Source organism: Saccharopolyspora hirsuta, assembly GCF_008630535.1.
Classification (GTDB): Bacteria; Actinomycetota; Actinomycetes; order Mycobacteriales; family Pseudonocardiaceae; genus Saccharopolyspora; species Saccharopolyspora hirsuta.
This window is the reverse complement of the sequence record NZ_VWPH01000001.1, coordinates 365,736-381,248: the sequence shown is the minus strand read 5'-3', so window position 1 is coordinate 381,248 and position 15,513 is coordinate 365,736. Positions and strand designations below refer to the sequence as shown.

The 15,513-nt window shown below is 71.6% G+C and carries 14 protein-coding genes and 1 pseudogene; 5 read left to right on the top strand and 10 right to left on the bottom strand.

The features are described from left to right. Positions 1 to 138: 138 nt before the first annotated feature. Positions 139 to 1,551: an amidase gene (locus tag F1721_RS01720; protein WP_150064699.1), complete on the top strand. Its 1,413-nt coding sequence runs from the start codon at positions 139 to 141 to the stop codon at positions 1,549 to 1,551. Between the two features lie 3 nt (positions 1,552 to 1,554). On the opposite strand, the pseudogene F1721_RS01715 reads toward F1721_RS01720, so the two are convergent. The 5 genes and pseudogenes from F1721_RS01715 to F1721_RS01700 all read right to left on the bottom strand — a co-directional run. After that, a pseudogene (locus F1721_RS01715) lies at positions 1,555 to 2,559 on the bottom strand (glutamine synthetase); the annotation flags it as partial. A 57-nt stretch (positions 2,560 to 2,616) separates the two neighbouring features. After that, positions 2,617 to 2,931 carry a hypothetical protein gene (locus tag F1721_RS34890; protein ID WP_246154014.1) on the bottom strand — a complete coding sequence of 105 codons (315 nt, stop codon included), beginning with the start codon at positions 2,929 to 2,931 and terminating at the stop codon, positions 2,617 to 2,619. 442 nt (positions 2,932 to 3,373) lie between these two features. Beyond that, positions 3,374 to 3,649 (bottom strand): isochorismatase family protein, encoded by a 276-nt coding sequence (locus F1721_RS01710; RefSeq protein WP_211840302.1) that lies wholly within the window; start codon positions 3,647 to 3,649, stop codon positions 3,374 to 3,376. Between the two features lie 46 nt (positions 3,650 to 3,695). Continuing rightward, positions 3,696 to 4,295, bottom strand: a complete 600-nt coding sequence (locus tag F1721_RS01705) for an FMN reductase (RefSeq protein WP_150064698.1) — start codon at positions 4,293 to 4,295, stop codon at positions 3,696 to 3,698. Beyond that, positions 4,292 to 5,389: an LLM class flavin-dependent oxidoreductase gene (locus F1721_RS01700; RefSeq protein WP_150064697.1), complete on the bottom strand. Its 1,098-nt coding sequence runs from the start codon at positions 5,387 to 5,389 to the stop codon at positions 4,292 to 4,294. Before F1721_RS01700 ends, F1721_RS01705 begins: the two co-directional genes overlap by 4 nt. Before the next feature lie 190 nt (positions 5,390 to 5,579). Between F1721_RS01700 and recQ the strand changes: the two genes are divergently transcribed. Continuing rightward, positions 5,580 to 7,427 (top strand): DNA helicase RecQ, encoded by a 1,848-nt coding sequence (gene recQ, locus F1721_RS01695; protein ID WP_150064696.1) that lies wholly within the window; start codon positions 5,580 to 5,582, stop codon positions 7,425 to 7,427. On the opposite strand, the gene F1721_RS01690 is transcribed toward recQ, so the two are convergent. From F1721_RS01690 to F1721_RS01675, 4 genes are all read right to left on the bottom strand, one after another. After that, positions 7,428 to 8,663: a DUF445 domain-containing protein gene (locus tag F1721_RS01690; RefSeq protein WP_150064695.1), complete on the bottom strand. Its 1,236-nt coding sequence runs from the start codon at positions 8,661 to 8,663 to the stop codon at positions 7,428 to 7,430. After that, positions 8,660 to 9,388 (bottom strand): Abi-alpha family protein, encoded by a 729-nt coding sequence (locus F1721_RS01685; RefSeq protein ID WP_211840281.1) that lies wholly within the window; start codon positions 9,386 to 9,388, stop codon positions 8,660 to 8,662. Before F1721_RS01685 ends, F1721_RS01690 begins: the two co-directional genes overlap by 4 nt. Before the next feature lie 142 nt (positions 9,389 to 9,530). Beyond that, complete coding sequence (locus F1721_RS01680) at positions 9,531 to 10,025, bottom strand: XdhC family protein (RefSeq protein WP_150064693.1); 495 nt, start codon at positions 10,023 to 10,025, stop codon at positions 9,531 to 9,533. A 57-nt stretch (positions 10,026 to 10,082) separates the two neighbouring features. Continuing rightward, on the bottom strand, positions 10,083 to 10,712 hold the full coding sequence (locus tag F1721_RS01675; RefSeq protein WP_150064692.1) for a class I SAM-dependent methyltransferase: 630 nt from the start codon (positions 10,710 to 10,712) through the stop codon (positions 10,083 to 10,085). A gap of 211 nt (positions 10,713 to 10,923) precedes the next feature. Between F1721_RS01675 and F1721_RS01670 the strand changes: the two genes are divergently transcribed. After that, positions 10,924 to 13,407, top strand: a complete 2,484-nt coding sequence (locus F1721_RS01670; RefSeq protein WP_150064691.1) for an ATP-dependent Clp protease ATP-binding subunit — start codon at positions 10,924 to 10,926, stop codon at positions 13,405 to 13,407. Positions 13,408 to 13,464: 57 nt separating this feature from the next. Here the strand turns inward: F1721_RS01670 and F1721_RS01665 are convergent, their stop codons facing one another. Further along, positions 13,465 to 13,824, bottom strand: coding sequence for an arsenate reductase family protein (locus tag F1721_RS01665; protein ID WP_150064690.1), 360 nt, complete (start codon positions 13,822 to 13,824; stop codon positions 13,465 to 13,467). 133 nt (positions 13,825 to 13,957) lie between these two features. On the opposite strand from F1721_RS01665, the gene F1721_RS01660 reads away from it, so the two are divergent. Then, complete coding sequence (locus F1721_RS01660) at positions 13,958 to 14,224, top strand: DUF3040 domain-containing protein (protein WP_150064689.1); 267 nt, start codon at positions 13,958 to 13,960, stop codon at positions 14,222 to 14,224. A gap of 282 nt (positions 14,225 to 14,506) precedes the next feature. After that, positions 14,507 to 15,511: an ABC transporter substrate-binding protein gene (locus tag F1721_RS01655; protein WP_246154009.1), complete on the top strand. Its 1,005-nt coding sequence runs from the start codon at positions 14,507 to 14,509 to the stop codon at positions 15,509 to 15,511. The last annotated feature ends 2 nt before the right edge of the window (positions 15,512 to 15,513 follow it).

Sequence of the window (15,513 nt, the reverse complement as noted above, 5' to 3'; positions counted from 1 at the left end):
ACGCCACCCGCTACCAGCCGCCGCGCCGCTGCTCAATACGCAGAACCCTTAGCCGGTGGGCCTTTCGACCGGGGCCCTCGCGGGCGATACTCCGGCGAAACCATCCACACCGGACGGATCAGCACGGGGAGCCGACGCATGTCATCAGTTTCGGAGCACGCCGACCTGATCGGCAGCGGGGTGGCCGGGCTCGCGGCCCGGGTCCGCGACGGCGGGCTGTCCAGCCGTCAGCTCGTTTCGGCCTGCCTGGAGGCCGCCGCGCAGGACGAGCTGAACACCCACATCACCCTCGCCGAGGACGCCGTGAAGCGCGCCGAGGAGCTGGACCGCCACCTCGCCGAGCGCGGACCGGTCGGCCCGCTGCACGGCGTGCCCATCAGCGTCAAGGACAACTACACGACCTCGGGCATCCGGACCACCGGTGGGATGGGCGTGCTGCGGGACTGGACGCCGGACACCGACGCCGCGGTGGTGCAGCGCCTGACCGACGCCGGTGCGGTGGTGGTCGGCAAGACCAACATGCACGAGTACAGCTTCGGCATCACGTCGGACAACCCGCACTTCGGCCCGGTGCGCAACCCGCACGACCCGACGCGCAGCGCGGGCGGGTCTAGCGGCGGTTCCGGGGCGGCGGTCGCGGCGCGCATCGTGCCTGCGGCGATGGGCACCGACACCGGTGGTTCGGTCCGCATCCCGGCCTCGGTCTGCGGTGCGGTCGGGCTGAAGCCGACCCGCGACCGGCTGCCGCTGGAGGGCGTGCTGCGGGTGTCCTTCGGCTTCGACGTCGCCGGGCCGATCACCCGGGACGTCACCGACGCGGCGCTGCTGATGCACGCCCTCACCGGCGGCGAGACGGTGGATCCGGACGCGCTGCCCGCCGATCCCGCGGCGCTGCGCGGTGTGCGCATCGGCATCCCGGTCGGCGACTACTGGGCGGACAACCACCCGGAGGTCGAGCGGCTGCACCGCGAGGCCGCGCAGCGCTTCGCCGACGCGGGCGCGGACCTGCGCGAAGTCACCGTCGAGCACGCCGAGATCGGCAGCGAGACCGGGTTCCTGATCGCCACCCCGGAGGCGGTCGCGCTGGTCGCCGAGCTGTTCCGCGAGCGCGGGCTCGGTTCGATCGAGCAGCAGCTGGACGGCATCGGCCCCGACGTCGCCGCCCTGCTGCTCAGCCAGCTCGGGCCCGACGCCGCGCCCGTCCCCGCGCACGAGTACCTGGCCGCCATGAGCGAGACGGTGCCCGCGATCCGCCGCGGTTACCTCACCGCGCTGTCCGATGTGGACGTCCTGCTCACGCCCACGACGCCGTCCCCGGCGATCCCGCTGGCGCAGACCGGTCTGATGGAGCACAACGGACGCCAGGTCGACCCGTTCCCGACGTTCGTCCGCTACACCTTCGGCATCAGCGTGATCGGCCTCCCGGCGATCTCCGTCCCGGCGGGGATCACGAGCGACGGCCTGCCGGTCGGCGTCCAGCTCGTCGGCACCAACCACGCCGAGTCGACCCTGCTGCGGCTGGCCCGGGCGTTCGAGCTCACCGCGGGCTGACGCTCACCAGCGCCAGCGGGTGGCGGCGGCGATCTCCGCCGGGTCGGCGTCGGCGCAGCGCTCGGCCTCGGCGCGGCGGACGGTGAGCATCGCGTCGTGCAGCTCCGGTCCCATCGCCCCGGCCAGCACCTCCGATGCCGCCAGCGCGTCGGCGGCCTCCGCCGCACTCGTGGGCAGGCGGCGGATCCTGGCCGCCGCCCGGTCGTGCTCACCCAGCGCCGCCGGATCGCCGGTGACCTCGGCGGGCAGCCGGAGCTCCTCGCGAACTCCGGCCAGACCGGCCGCGAGCACCGCCCCGACCGCCAGATAGGGGTTCGCGGTGCCGTCGAAGCACTTCACCTCGACGTTGGCCGCCCACTGCTCGGTACCGGTCGTCCCGGTGACCAGGCGCAGCGCCGCCTCACGGGCCTCCCGCCCCCACACCTGCCACACCCCGGCCCATCGGGACGGCTCCAACCGCAGGAAGCTCGCCGGATTGCCCGCGCCGACGGCCAGCAGCGCGGGCAGCTCCCGCAGCACACCGGCCAGGAACGACTCCCCCGCCGCGCGCAGCCCGTGCGGGCCGGGCCCGTCGGCGAACAGGTTGCCGTCCCCGTCGTGCACCGACAGGTGCAGGTGCCCGCCGGAACCGGCCCCGCCCGGCACCAGGCAGGGCGCGAAGCTGGCCCGCCACCCGTGCCGCCGCGACACCGCCCGCACGGTGTGCCGCGCCAGCACCGCGTCGTCGGCAGCGGCCACCGGATCGGCCGCCGCCACCGAGACCTCGACCTGCCCGAGCGCGTACTTCGGGTGGAACTGCTGGACCTCCAGCCCCTGCTCGCGCAGCGCGCCGACGAGCTCGCGCGCGTAGTCGGCGATCGCCTCCAGGCGCACCTGGCCGTAGCCGGGGCCGTCGAAAGCCGGAACGAACTCCTCGGTGTCGCTCCGCCCCAGCGCCCACTCGTGCTCGAAAGCCGCGAAGACCGCCAACCCGGCGTCGGCGGCGGCCCGGACCTGGCGCGCGGCGAAGGCCCGCTGGCAGCCGACGAACCGCTCGCCGTCCTGGGTGAACTTGTCGGCGGGCGCCTAGGCCCACCCCGGCATCGCCGCCAACCGCACCAACCGGTCCAGGTCGGGCACCAACCGCAGGTCCCCGTCCGGACCGCCCAGGTAGCGACCGGGCACCATCACGTCGTCGAAGGTGAAGGTCTCGAAGCACGGCGAGGCCCCGACCCCGAACCGCGCGGCCGCGGGCAACCGCTCCAGCGGCACGGCCTTGACCCGCACGTTCCCCGCGTTGTCCACAAAGGACATCTCGACCAGTTCCACGCCGTCGGCCCGCAACCCCGCGACGACGTCGGCCAACCCGACCGGCTCGGACGCCGGAATCCGATCACCCATCCCACCACCGTAGCGCCCGAACGGGCAAGTTCTCCCGGAAATCTGCCCGCCATCCGGGTGAACGCCCCGCAAGCACGCGCTGAGCCGCCCAGAAGCGGGACGGCGATGCCGGAAGGCCTCGGTCAGCACGGCGCACACCGCCTGGGCACCCTCGGCCAGCGGAGTCTCGGGTGCGGGTGGCAGTCGCCACGCTCACCGCAAGGCGCGCTCTCTCAAGTGGAGTCCGAACCGTCAGCCGGCACGCTAACCGATCTTGTTGTCCACGAACGGTTTTCAACGATCACGCTCAGATTCACCAGGCAGCCAAGCCATGACAGTGCGACTTCGCTAGATCTGGTCCGTGCACAGTGAAGTTCTGGTATCGCACTCGGTCCCTCCAGCAAGCTCGCGCGCCGTTGGGAAGGCGATCCGATGGGATTACGACCGGCCGTGATGGCTGCCGTCAGAGGCCGAGGCGGTGGCGTTCGGGGAAGTACCAGCGCATCACCGTTCGGAGGTTGTCGGAGTCGGGGCGGGCCCAGTTGCGCATCAGTTCGGCACCGAAGGCGATCGCGGTGATCGGGCGTGCTCCGGCGGCGATCATCCGGTCGAAGGCGCGCTCGTGCGCCACCGGGCTGATCCCGCCGACCGCGTCCGCCACCGGGTGGACGTCGTAACCCTCGGCGAGCATGTCCAGGGTCGGGTAGGTCAGGCAGACCTCGGTCCAGAGCCCGGCGATGAGACGAGCGGAGGGCGCCCCGAGATCGGGACGCCCTCCGGCGGGGTCAGTTCTGGGCCATCAGCTGTTCGAAGGGGACGACCTCTTCGAAGGGGTCGGGGCGGGAGGCTGCCGGGCGGGCGGCGATCAGGGCCGCGAACTCGGCCGCCGCGCGGTCGATGCGGTCGGCCAGGGCCGTGCCGTCGCCGCCGTTGCCCCAGTCCTCCGAGGCCGCGTAGACCGCCGTCGGGACGACCACCGCGCGCAGGTAGCTGAACATCGGGCGCATCGCGTGCTCCAGCGCCAGAGAGTGGCGCGGCGATCCGCCGGTCGCGCCGATCAGCACCGGCTTGCCCACCAGCGACTCGTTGTCCACCACGTCGAAGAACGACTTGAACAACCCGCTGTAGGAGGCCTGGAAGATCGGTGTCACCGCGATCAGCCCGTCGGCCGCGGCCACCTCGTCCAGCACCTCGCGCAGCTCGGTGCCGGGGAAACCGGTGACCAGGTTGTTGGCCACGTCCTTGGCGTGGTCGCGCAGCTCGACCACCCGGGTGTCCACCGGCAGCTCCCGCTCGGTGGCCGCCGCCAGCCGGTCGGCCAGCAGCCGGGTCGACGACGGCTGGCTCAGCCCCGCCGAGACCACGACCAGCTTCCGCTCGCTCATTTCGCCGCCTCCGCCTTCTCCGCTTCCTTCGCGGCCAGCAGGGAGGCGTGCGTCGGCGCCTCCGGGACGTGGCTGGGCCGCAACGACTCGAACTCCTTGCGCAGCACCGGGACGACCTCCTCGCCGAGCATGTCCAGCTGCTCCAGCACGGTCTTGAGCGGCAGCCCGGCGTGGTCCATCAGGAACAGCTGGCGCTGGTAGTCGCCGACGTAGTCGCGGAAGCTCAGCGTCCGGTCGATGACCTCCTGCGGGCTGCCCACGGTCAGCGGCGTCTGCTCGCTGAACTCCTCCAGCGACGGCCCGCCGCCGTAGACCGGCGCGTGGTCGAAGTACGGCCGGAACTCGCGCACCGCGTCCTGGGAGTTCTTGCGCATGAACACCTGTCCGCCCAGGCCGACGATCGCCTGGTCCGCCGAGCCGTGCCCGTAGTGCTCGAACCGGCGGCGGTACAGGTCGACCATCCGCCGGGTGTGCTCCTTGGGCCAGAAGATGTTGTTGTGGAAGAAGCCGTCGCCGTAGTAGGCGGCCTGCTCGGCGATCTCCGGGCTGCGGATGGAGCCGTGCCAGACGAACGGCGGCACGCCGTCCAGCGGGCGCGGCGTGGAGGTGAAGCCCTGCAGCGGGGTGCGGAACTTGCCCTCCCAGTCCACCACGTCCTCGCGCCACAACCGGTACAGCAGGTGGTAGTTCTCGATCGCCAGCGGGATGCCCTGGCGGATGTCCTGGCCGAACCACGGGTACACCGGGCCGGTGTTGCCGCGGCCCATCATCAGGTCCACCCGGCCGTCGGCCAGGTGCTGCAGCATCGCGAAGTCCTCGGCGATCTTGACCGGGTCGTTGGTGGTGATCAGCGTGGTCGAGGTGGACAGGATCAGCCGCTCGGTGCGGGCCGCCACGTAGCCGAGCATGGTCGTCGGCGAGGACGGCACGAACGGCGGGTTGTGGTGCTCGCCGGTGGCGAAGACGTCCAGGCCCACCTCCTCGGCCTTCAGCGCGATCCGCACCATCGCCTTGATCCGCTCGGCCTCGGTGGGGGTGCGGCCGGTGGTCGGGTCCGCGGTGACGTCGCCGACCGTGAAGATCCCGAACTGCATGTCAGCTCCCTCGCTGGCCAGATCCCGCCCATTTAGTACGAGATTCAACTACTTCCGGGAACGATTCTTCCCTAGGAGCTATTCCCGGGGCCAGCCCACCCCGGCAGGACGCACGTCACAGCAGATGCCCCGACGCTCCCCGGCATGTCGGCACCGGCGGAGCGGGGCGCGGTCGTGGGGGCTGCGTAAGATGCGCGCCGTGGCTTCCCCCGATCTCTTGAGCGATGCGCAGCAAGTCCTCCAGCGGGTGTTCGGCTACGACTCCTTCCGCGGCTCTCAGCAGGAGATCGTCGAGCAGGTCATCGCCGGGGGCGACGCGCTGGTGCTGATGCCCACCGGCGGGGGCAAGTCGCTGTGCTACCAGATCCCCGCGCTGGTGCGCCCCGGCGTCGGGGTCGTGGTCTCGCCGCTGATCGCGCTGATGCAGGACCAGGTCGACGCGCTCAACGAGCTCGGCGTGCGCGCCGGGTTCCTCAACTCCACCCAGACCTACGAGCAGCGCCGCAGCACCGAGCAGGCGTTCGTCTCCGGCGAGCTCGACCTGCTCTACCTGGCGCCGGAGCGGCTGAGCCTGGACTCGACGCTGGACCTGCTCGACCGCGGCGAGGTCTCGCTGTTCGCCATCGACGAGGCGCACTGCGTGGCGCAGTGGGGCCACGACTTCCGCCCCGACTACCTGAACCTGTCGGTGCTGCACCAGCGCTGGCCCGAGGTGCCGCGCATCGCGCTGACCGCCACCGCCACCCCGGCCACCCGCCGCGAGATCGCCACCCGGCTGGAGCTGACCGAGGCCCGGCACTTCGTCTCCGACTTCGACCGGCCGAACATCCAATACCGGATCGTGCCGAAGAACGACCCGCGCAAGCAGCTGCTGCAGTTCCTGCGCACCGAGCACTCCGGCGACGCCGGGATCGTCTACCGGCTCTCCCGCGCCGAGGTGGAGCGCACCGCGGAGTTCCTGGTCGCCAACGGCATCGACGCGCTGCCCTACCACGCCGGGCTGGACAAGGAGGTCCGCGCCCGCCACCAGGCCCGCTTCCTGCGCGAGGAGGGCCTGGTGATGGTCGCCACCATCGCCTTCGGGATGGGCATCGACAAGCCCGACGTGCGCTTCGTCGCGCACCTCGACCTGCCCAAGTCGGTCGAGGGCTACTACCAGGAGACCGGCCGAGCGGGTCGCGACGGGCTGCCCTCCACCGCCTGGATGGCCTACGGCCTGCAGGACGTGGTGCAGCAGCGCAAGCTGATCGACCTCTCCGACGGCGACGAGGCGCACCGCCGCACGCTGTCCCGGCACCTGGACTCGATGCTGGCGCTGTGCGAGACCGTGAGCTGCCGCCGCACCCAGCTGCTCGCCTACTTCGGCCAGGACACCCCGGTGGCCTGCCAGAACTGCGACACCTGCCTGGCCCCGCCGGAGTCCTGGGACGGCACGGTGGCCGCGCAGAAGCTGCTGTCGACCATCGTCCGACTCGACCGCGAGCGCAACCAGCGGTTCGGCGCCGGGCAGGTCATCGACATCCTGCGCGGCAAGAAGACGCAGAAGGTCGAGCAGTTCCGGCACGACTCGCTGAGCGTGTTCGGCGTCGGCGCCGACCTCAGCGACAACGAGTGGCGCGGGGTGATCCGCCAGCTGCTGGCGCAGCGGCTGCTCTCCGTCGAAGGCGACTACGGCACGCTGGTGCTCACCGAGTCCAGCGGCGAGGTGCTGCGCCGGGAGGACCCCCGCCGGGTCCTGCTGCGCACCGAGCCCAAGCGGGTCGCCGCACCCACCAAGGCCAAGACGGCCAAGGCCGAGGTGCAGGAGATGCCCGCCGAGGCCGAGCCGGTCTTCCAGCGGCTGCGGGCCTGGCGCCTGGCCACCGCGCGCGAGGAGGGCAAGGCGCCGTTCATCATCTTCCACGACTCGACACTGCGCCAGATCGCCGCCGTCCGGCCCACCACGCTGGACGAGCTCGGCGGCATCAGCGGCATCGGCGAGCAGAAGCTCAACAAGTACGGCCGAGCGGTGCTCGAAGCCCTCGCCGCCGAGGAGTGATCACGGGGCGAGGTGCTCCAGGAGCAGGACCTGGGCCTCGCCGACGACGAAGCCCAGGGCGGCGCCGGTGGCGATCAGGGTGCGCTCCTCCTCGCGGAAGGCCGGGCGCAGCAGCTCCTCGAACTCCTCGGCGTCGAGCTCCTTCATCTTGCCGACCAGGGTGTTGCGGATGTCCATCGCGTCGGCCGCGTAGTCCTCGACGTAGCCCATGGTCTCCGGCAGCTTGGCCATCAGCAGCTCCGAGATCCGCTGCTTGAGGTCCTGGTAGCGGCGGCCGCCGATGGCCAGCACGAGCAGCGGTTTGGTGATGCTCGCGCGGCGGCTGAGCTCGTCGTCGACCTGGCGCTGCACCAGGGCCATCACCTTGTCCGACATCGGGCCGCGCAGCACCGCCTCGATGACGTTGCGCGGGGTGATGATCTCCTGGGCGATGAGGTCGCAGTACGCCTCGGCCACCTGGTCGCGGCGCTTGTGGAACAGGCCCTGCCACTCGAACAGCCCGAAGTACCGCTTCGGCCGCCGCGGGTGGAAGATCATCTTGAGCGCCAGCCAGTCGGTGAACCAACCGGTGAACAGGCCGAACAGCGGCATGATGAGCGGCACCTTGAACACCACCCAGGCCGACATCTGCACCACGCCGATCAGCGCGCCGAACACCGCGCCGGAGCGGCGGATGAACTGGAACTCCTTGCCCCCGGCCTCCAGGAAGATCCGGTTCAGCAGCTCCTTGTCCCGGACCAGGCTGGTGACCACCATGTCCTTGAGGTCGAAGACGTTGTCCACATCGGACTTGATCTCGGCCAGCACCTCGGTGAGCAGCCGCGGCGCGTCGGCCTGCACCCGGCTGATCACCGCCCGCTGCACGCTGCGCGGCAACGACTCCCACAGCCCCGGCTGGTAGGCCGAGGCGACCTCCCGGACGATCTCCTCGATGGTCTGCCGCAGCGGCTCCTCGACCTCGGCGACGATGCGCTCGGGGTCCAGCCGGTCCAGCACCTCCTGCGGCTTGATCAGCTGCTGGGTCAGCGTGTCGCAGGCGACCCCGGCCATCTTCGCGGCGTGCTTGGGCACGATGCCCTGCCAGCCCAGGAACGGCTTGATCCCCCTGAACTCCACCGGGGCGAACATCATCCGGATCGCGATCACCTTGGTGACGTAACCGATGAGCGCCGCGACCAGCGGGATCGACAGGTAGAGCGGCCAGTGCTCGGCGAAGTCCTGGACGATCGCGTTCATCCCACCCCTACGTCCGAGCTCGGATCGCACCGCTGCCAGAACCGGGCGCCCAGCGCCGATATCCGCACGCTGCGGCGCACCGGCTTGGTCGCCTTCGCCGAGCGCAGCGCCTCGCGCACCCGGGAATCGGTCTGCAGCAGCTCGTACTGGTCGTCCCGGTCCGGCAGGGCCGGGCCCATCTCGACCAGGCCGAGCGCGTGCAACCTGGTCAGGTAGTGCGGCACCTCCTCGGTCAGCGAAACGCCCACCGAACGCCCCACCGTCGAACCGTTGCGCAGCACGAACCGGGCATTCCCGCCGACCACGCTGCGTTCGGCGACGTGCAGCACCGGATAGGCCGAGCCGTCGCCCAGCCCGGCCAGGATGCGGGCCTCGTCCGGTGTGATCAGGCGCAGGATGCCCGAATACAGGTCTTCGGCGGCTTCTTCGCGACCGGTCATGGCCGAACGGTGCAGCAGCTCGGCCATCCGCTCGCGCAGATCAACGCGCTTCGGGGGCTCCTCGGCGGGCTCCACCGGATCGTCGGGCGCGGGTTCGGCGGGCTCCTCCGGGCGGGACTCCACGTCGTCGAGCCACTGGCGCACGCCGGTCGCGACGACCCGCTCCACGGTCCGGAATCCGCGTTCGACCTCGGCCCCGCCGGGCAGCTGCTTGATCAGCCCGAAGCCGATGCGCGCCACGCCCCAACCGGTCTTGGCCGCCCAGCCGACCAGATCCCCGAGCACTTCGGACCGCGACCCATCCGCCCGATCACCGCCCAACGCCACCCCTCCGCTCCGGAAACCACCCGAACACCAGGTCGCCCCAGCGCTGGGTGTCCGGAGCATAACCAGCTCGCCCCGGCAAAAGCGAGCACCGGCGGTGCGCTCAGAACTCGAAGCCGCCGGGCTTGCCGTTGCGGTCGGCGAGCAGCCCGGCGAGGGTGGCGATGGCGATCTCGGGCGGGGTCCGGGAGCCGATGTTCAGGCCGATCGGGCGGTGCACCCGCGCGATCTCGGCATCCGGGACGCCGAGTTCCCGCAGCGCCGCGACGTGCGGGCCGACGTGGCGCGGATTGCCCATCACACCCACCCAGCGGACCTCGCGCTTGAGCACGTCGCGCAGCACCGGCCCGAGTTCCGCGCGGTGGTGGTCGGTCACCACGACGTCCGCGTCCGGCCCCAGCTCCGGAACCTCGGGCAGCGCCGCGTCACCGGCCCGCTCCGGGTCCGGCTCGACCAGCACCGTCCGGAAGCCGAGGTCCCGGCCGTATCGCAGCAGGTGCTCCGCCACCGGCGACGCGAACACCGCGACCAGCGCGCGCCCGCCCGCGTCCACCGGCACTTCGCCGTGCGCCACCGCGCACGCAGCATCCTCGGTCATGGCCCGAGTGTGCCAGCCGCGACCGGCCGGAACCACCCCCAGTCTCCACTGTGGACGTCAGAGCCGGGTCGCCGTGGCCAACCAGGCGGGGACGTCCACCTTCGAACCGTCTTCAACACCCAGGCCATCGGCGTGCTCCCCGCGCGCGACACCCCGGTAGCGGCGCTCCTGCACCTCCTCCAGCCGCCACCCCGGGACACCGAAGGCCTCGCGGAGCACCGACTCCGGGATGCGGGGGCCGAAACCGGGTTCGGTGTCGGCCAGCGCCAGGACGTGCACCGTTGCGCCTGGCCGGCACACCGCGTGCAGGCTGCGCACGTACTTCGCCCGGTCCTCCGGCCCGAAGACGTGGAACAGCGCGCTGTCCACGACCGTGTCGTACGGGCCGCCGTCCAGCGCCAGCGCATCGGCGACCTCGAACCGGGCCGCCACGCCCCGCTCGACCGCGTTGGCCCGCGCCCGCTCGACCGCCGCCCCGGAGAAGTCCACGCCCAGCACGTCGTAACCGCGCTCGGCCAGCAGGATCGTGTGCTCACCGGCGCCGCAGCCCGGGTCGAGCACCTTCCCGCTGATGCCACCGGCCCGCTCCAGCTCGACGATCGCGGGCTGCGGTTCGCCGATCACCCAGGGAGCCGTGCCCTGCTCGTACGCGGTGTCGAACACCGAACGATCCACCGAAGTCTCCACGTCCACACCTCTCCACGAACTGACCGTCGAGCACAGCTTCCGACCTCCACTTCGCTCGAAGTCAACACCCAACTCCGAACGGTGCCGGGAGTGACTCGCGCCACTCGTGGGGCTGCTGGGAATTACCGCGGGAGGACTGACGTTGGTTGATAACAGCAGACTCAAGTAGATGGCGGCGGAAGCCAGCAACACCGTCGCGAGGAGGTTAGGCATGGCGACGTTCTTCGGACCGGCCGGCGGCCCGTTCGACGAGTACTTCGCGCGCTTCTTCGGGGCCGACAACGCCGCGTCCGGCTCCCGGCGGATCGACATCTCCCAGCTGCTGACCGAGCAGGCCCAGCAGCTGGTCAGCGGTGCCGCGCGGTTCGCGCGGGACCGCGGGCAGACCGACCTGGACGCGCTGCACCTGCTGTGGTCGGCCGCGCACGAGGAGCCCACCCGCGCGCAGCTGAAGCAGGTCGGCGTCGACCCCGACGCGTTCGCGGCGGAGGTCGAGGAGCACCTGCCCGCGGCCGGTGACGCCGTCGGCGACCAGCCGGTGACGCTGACCCTGGCGGCGCGCACGGTGCTCGCCGACGCGCACCGGGTCGCCCGCGCGCTCGGCTCCACCTACATCAGCCCGATGCACGTGCTGCTGGCGATGTCGGCCAGCCCCGACTCGGAGACCGGGCGACTGCTCGGCTCGGCCGGAGCCGGTCCCGAGGCGTTGCGCGCCGCGAGCCAGCAGTCGCGCACCGCGCCGGAGCAGCCGAGCCGGAGCAGCAGCACCCCGACCCTCGACCAGTACGGCCGCGACCTGACCGCGCGGGCTCGCGACGGCGAGCTCGACCCGGTGATCGGCCGTACCACCGAGATCGAGCAGACCGTGGAGATCCTGTCCCGGCGCACCAAGAACAACCCGGTGCTGGTCGGCGAGGCCGGGGTCGGCAAGACCGCGATCGCCGAGGGCCTGGCCCAGCGCATCGTCGCCGGTCAGGTGCCGAAGGTGCTCGACGGCAAGCGGGTCGTGCAGCTGGACCTGTCCGGCATGCTGGCCGGTACCCGCTACCGCGGTGACTTCGAGGAGCGGATGACCAAGGTCATCGACGAGATCTCCGAGCACCGCGACGAGCTGATCGTCTTCGTCGACGAGTTGCACACCGTGGTCGGCGCCGGTGGCGCCGAGGGCGCGATGGACGCGGGCAACATGCTCAAGCCCCGCCTGGCCCGCGGTGAGCTGCACGTGATCGGCGCGACCACGCTCGACGAGTACCGCAAGCACATCGAGAAGGACCCGGCCCTGGAGCGCCGGTTCCAGCCGGTGCAGGTGCCCGAGCCGAGCGTGGCGGACACCGTGCTGATCCTGCAGGGCCTGCGCGAGAGCTACGAGGCGCACCACCAGGTCCGCTACACCGAGGACGCGGTGCAGGCCGCGGCCCGGCTGTCCGACCAGTACATCAACGACCGGTTCCTGCCGGACAAGGCGATCGACCTGATCGACCAGGCCGGGGCGCGCAAGCGGCTCGCCGCGCTGGCCCCGGACGACGCCGAGCTGCGCAAGCGCATCGAGCGGCTGGAGCAGCTGAAGGACGAAGCGGTCGCGGAGGAGGACTACGAGCGGGCCTCGGCGCTGCGCGACGAGATCAACCAGGCCAGGTCCGGGCTCGGCGAGGCCGGGGCCGCCGGGGAGCTGGAGGTCACCGCCGAGGACATCGCCGAGATCGTGGCGCGGGCGACCGGGGTGCCGGTCAGCCGGTTGACCGCGGCGGAGAAGGAGCGGCTGCAGAACCTCGAGCAGGAGCTGCACGAGCGCGTGGTCGGCCAGGACGACGCGGTGCGGGCGCTGGCCCGCGCGGTGCGGCGCTCGCGCAGCGGGCTCGGCGACCCGAACCGGCCGGTGGGCAGCTTCCTGTTCCTCGGGCCGACCGGGGTCGGCAAGACCGAGCTGGCCAAGGCGCTGGCCGAATCGCTGTTCGGCGACGAGCAGCGGATGGTCCGGCTGGACATGAGCGAGTTCCAGGAGCGGCACACCGCCAGCCGCCTGGTCGGCGCCCCGCCCGGCTACGTCGGGCACGGCGAGGCCGGTGAGCTGACCGAGGCCGTGCGGCGGCACCCGTACTCGGTGGTGCTGCTCGACGAGGTCGAGAAGGCGCACCCGGACGTGTTCAACACGCTGCTGCAGGTGCTCGACGACGGTCGGCTGACCGACGGTCAGGGCCGCACCGTGGACTTCAGCAACACGGTGCTGATCATGACCAGCAACCTGGGCTCGGAGGTCATCTCCAGCCCCGGCGGCAAGATCGGCTTCACCGCCACCGACGCCGACCCGGCGCTGGACGAGCGGATCATGCCGCGGCTGCGCGAGGCGTTCCGACCGGAATTCCTCAACCGCATCAACGAGATCGTGGTGTTCAAGCGGCTCGACGGCGAGCAGCTGCACACCATCACCCGGATGCTGCTGCAGCACACCGTGCGGCGGCTGGGCGAGCTGGGCATCGACGTCGAGTTCGACCAGGCGGCGGTGGCCTGGATCTCCGAGCGCGGCTACCGGCCGGAGTTCGGCGCCCGACCGCTGCGGCGGGCCATCGAGCGCGAGGTCGACGACCGGATCAGCGACCTGATCCTGGACGGCGAGCTCGCCGAGGGCGCCCGGCTGCGGGTGTCCGCCGCCGACGGCGAGCTGACCCTGCGGGTCGAACAGCCGATCGCGGCCTGATCGCGAAGGAGCGGGGCGGGTGCACGACGCACCCGCCCCGTTCTGCGCATCAAGGCGCTATCGGGGCAGAACGGACTGGACGGCCTCGGGGGTGCGGGCCACCACCGCGGTGCCGTCGTCGGCGGTGATGATCGGGCGCTGGATCAGCTTCGGGTGCTCGACCATCGCCGCGATCCACCGGTCCCGGCTGTCCGCGTCCTTCGGCCAGGTCTTCAGGCCGAGCTCCGCGGCCACCGGCTCGCCGGTGCGCGCGACGTCCCACGGCTCGAGCCCGAGCCGGTCGAGCACCTCGCCCAGCTCCGCGGCCGTCGGCGGGTCGTCCAGGTAACGGCGGACGGTGTACTCGACCCCCGCCTCGTCCAACGACGACACCGCCGACCGGCACTTCGAGCACGCCGGGTTGACCCAGATCTCCATCCCACGCTCCCCACACGCGACAGCCGACGCTCCAGATCCTGCCAGCCCCGGCGGCACGGGCCGATGGGCCCTTCACAGCCGCCACGATCGTTGCAATACTTGTTCAAGGAGGCGGATCTTCCGGGAGGTGGCCATGCTACCCAGGGACGAACGTCGCCGCCTGAAGGAGATCGAGAACCAGCTCATGGGCGACGACCCCAAGCTGGCTCGCAGGCTGACCGAGACCAGCGCGCTGCGCCGGCTGTGGCTGCAGCTCTCGCCGCGGATGCTGCTGGTCCTCGTGGCGTCCGTCCTGGCAGTGATGTGCCTGTTCCTCGGCGAAGGCGGCGGGATGTTCTTCTCCGCCGTGCTGGCCCTGCTCACCTTCGTCTCCCGGACGTGGCGGATCCGGCTGGAGTGAGGTTCTCCGACCTCGTCCTGCGCTCCGGACTCCTGGCGCGAGCGTTCCCGATCTCTGGGAGGGTCGTGCGCGTCGTTGACGGTGGCGCGCGCGGACTGCGAGCATCTGCGGCGTGACCGGACGCATCGCGTTGACCTGGCGCTTGCACGTCGATCTGCGACGGCAGGCCAGCTCCGCGTGTCGTTGCCGCTGATCCCCTCGCGCTGAAACCCGCCCTGCCGCGCTGAACCGGTCGGGGTGGTTCTCCCCTGCCCGCTTCCCGTGAATTCGGAGCAACCGACCGTGCGCCGTCGTGATTTCCTGACCGTGCTCGCCCTTTCCGCCGGCGGGCTGCTCACCGCCTGCTCCGGCGGCCGACCCGATCCGCTGCGGGCACCGGTGCCCGCGCCCGTCCCGCCCCAGCAGCTCGCCTCGGTGACGTTGCGCGTCGGCGACCAGAAGGGCAACTCCCGGTCGCTGCTGCGCTCGGCGGGTCTGGACGACTTCCCCTACACCGTGCAGTGGGCCACCTTCCCGTCCGGGCCGCCGCTGCTGGAGGCGGTTTCCGCCGATGCCGTCGACATCGGCGGCGTCGGCAACACCCCACCGCTGTTCGCCGCCGCGGCCAAGGCGAAGATCCGGGTGGTCGCCGCCTCGAAGGGCAACGTCACCAGCGATGTCCTGCTGGTGCGCGCGAATTCCCCGCTGCAGCAGGTCGACCAGCTGCGCGGTCGCAAGATCGCGCTGGCCAAGGGCAGTTCCGCGCACGGGCAGGTCCTGCTGACGCTGCGCAAGGCCGGTCTCACCCCGGACGAGGTCGAACTCGTGTACCTGCAGCCCTCCGACGCGATGGGCGCGTTCAAGCAGGGCTCGGTGGACGCGTGGGCGATCTGGGACCCGTACTTCTCCCAGGTCCAGCTCGAATCCGACGTCCGGGTGCTGGCCGACGGGAGGGGCACCGCCAACGGGCTGAGCTTCCAGGTCGCGGGCCCCGCCGCGCTCGCCGACGCGGGCCGCAACACCGCCATCGCCGACTACCTGGTCCGGCTGGCCCGGGCGCAGCGGTTCTCCGACGCCAACCGCGAGCGGCGCGCGCAGGCGTGGGCCGACGACACCGGACTGCCCGTCGAGGTGACCCGGCGGGCCACCGAACTCGGCCCGGACCTGCCCGTGCCCCTCGACGCCGAGGTGATCCGCTCCGAGCAGGAGCTGGCGGACGCGTTCGTGGCCGCCGGGGAGATCCCGCGGCGGTTCGAATTCGCCGAGTTCGTCGACACCCGCTTCGCCGACCAGCTCGCCGCGGTGTGAGC

Coding starts and splice junctions, on each gene's coding strand:
- F1721_RS01660 (WP_150064689.1), top strand. CDS start 13,958: ATGCTACCCAGGGACGAACGTCGCCGCCTGAAGGAGATCGAGAACCAG.
- F1721_RS01705 (WP_150064698.1), bottom strand. CDS start 4,295: ATGAGCGAGCGGAAGCTGGTCGTGGTCTCGGCGGGGCTGAGCCAGCCG.
- recQ (WP_150064696.1), top strand. CDS start 5,580: ATGCGCGCCGTGGCTTCCCCCGATCTCTTGAGCGATGCGCAGCAAGTC.
- F1721_RS01670 (WP_150064691.1), top strand. CDS start 10,924: ATGGCGACGTTCTTCGGACCGGCCGGCGGCCCGTTCGACGAGTACTTC.
- F1721_RS01680 (WP_150064693.1), bottom strand. CDS start 10,025: ATGACCGAGGATGCTGCGTGCGCGGTGGCGCACGGCGAAGTGCCGGTG.
- F1721_RS34890 (WP_246154014.1), bottom strand. CDS start 2,931: ATGGGTGATCGGATTCCGGCGTCCGAGCCGGTCGGGTTGGCCGACGTC.
- F1721_RS01665 (WP_150064690.1), bottom strand. CDS start 13,824: ATGGAGATCTGGGTCAACCCGGCGTGCTCGAAGTGCCGGTCGGCGGTG.
- F1721_RS01700 (WP_150064697.1), bottom strand. CDS start 5,389: ATGCAGTTCGGGATCTTCACGGTCGGCGACGTCACCGCGGACCCGACC.
- F1721_RS01720 (WP_150064699.1), top strand. CDS start 139: ATGTCATCAGTTTCGGAGCACGCCGACCTGATCGGCAGCGGGGTGGCC.
- F1721_RS01690 (WP_150064695.1), bottom strand. CDS start 8,663: ATGAACGCGATCGTCCAGGACTTCGCCGAGCACTGGCCGCTCTACCTG.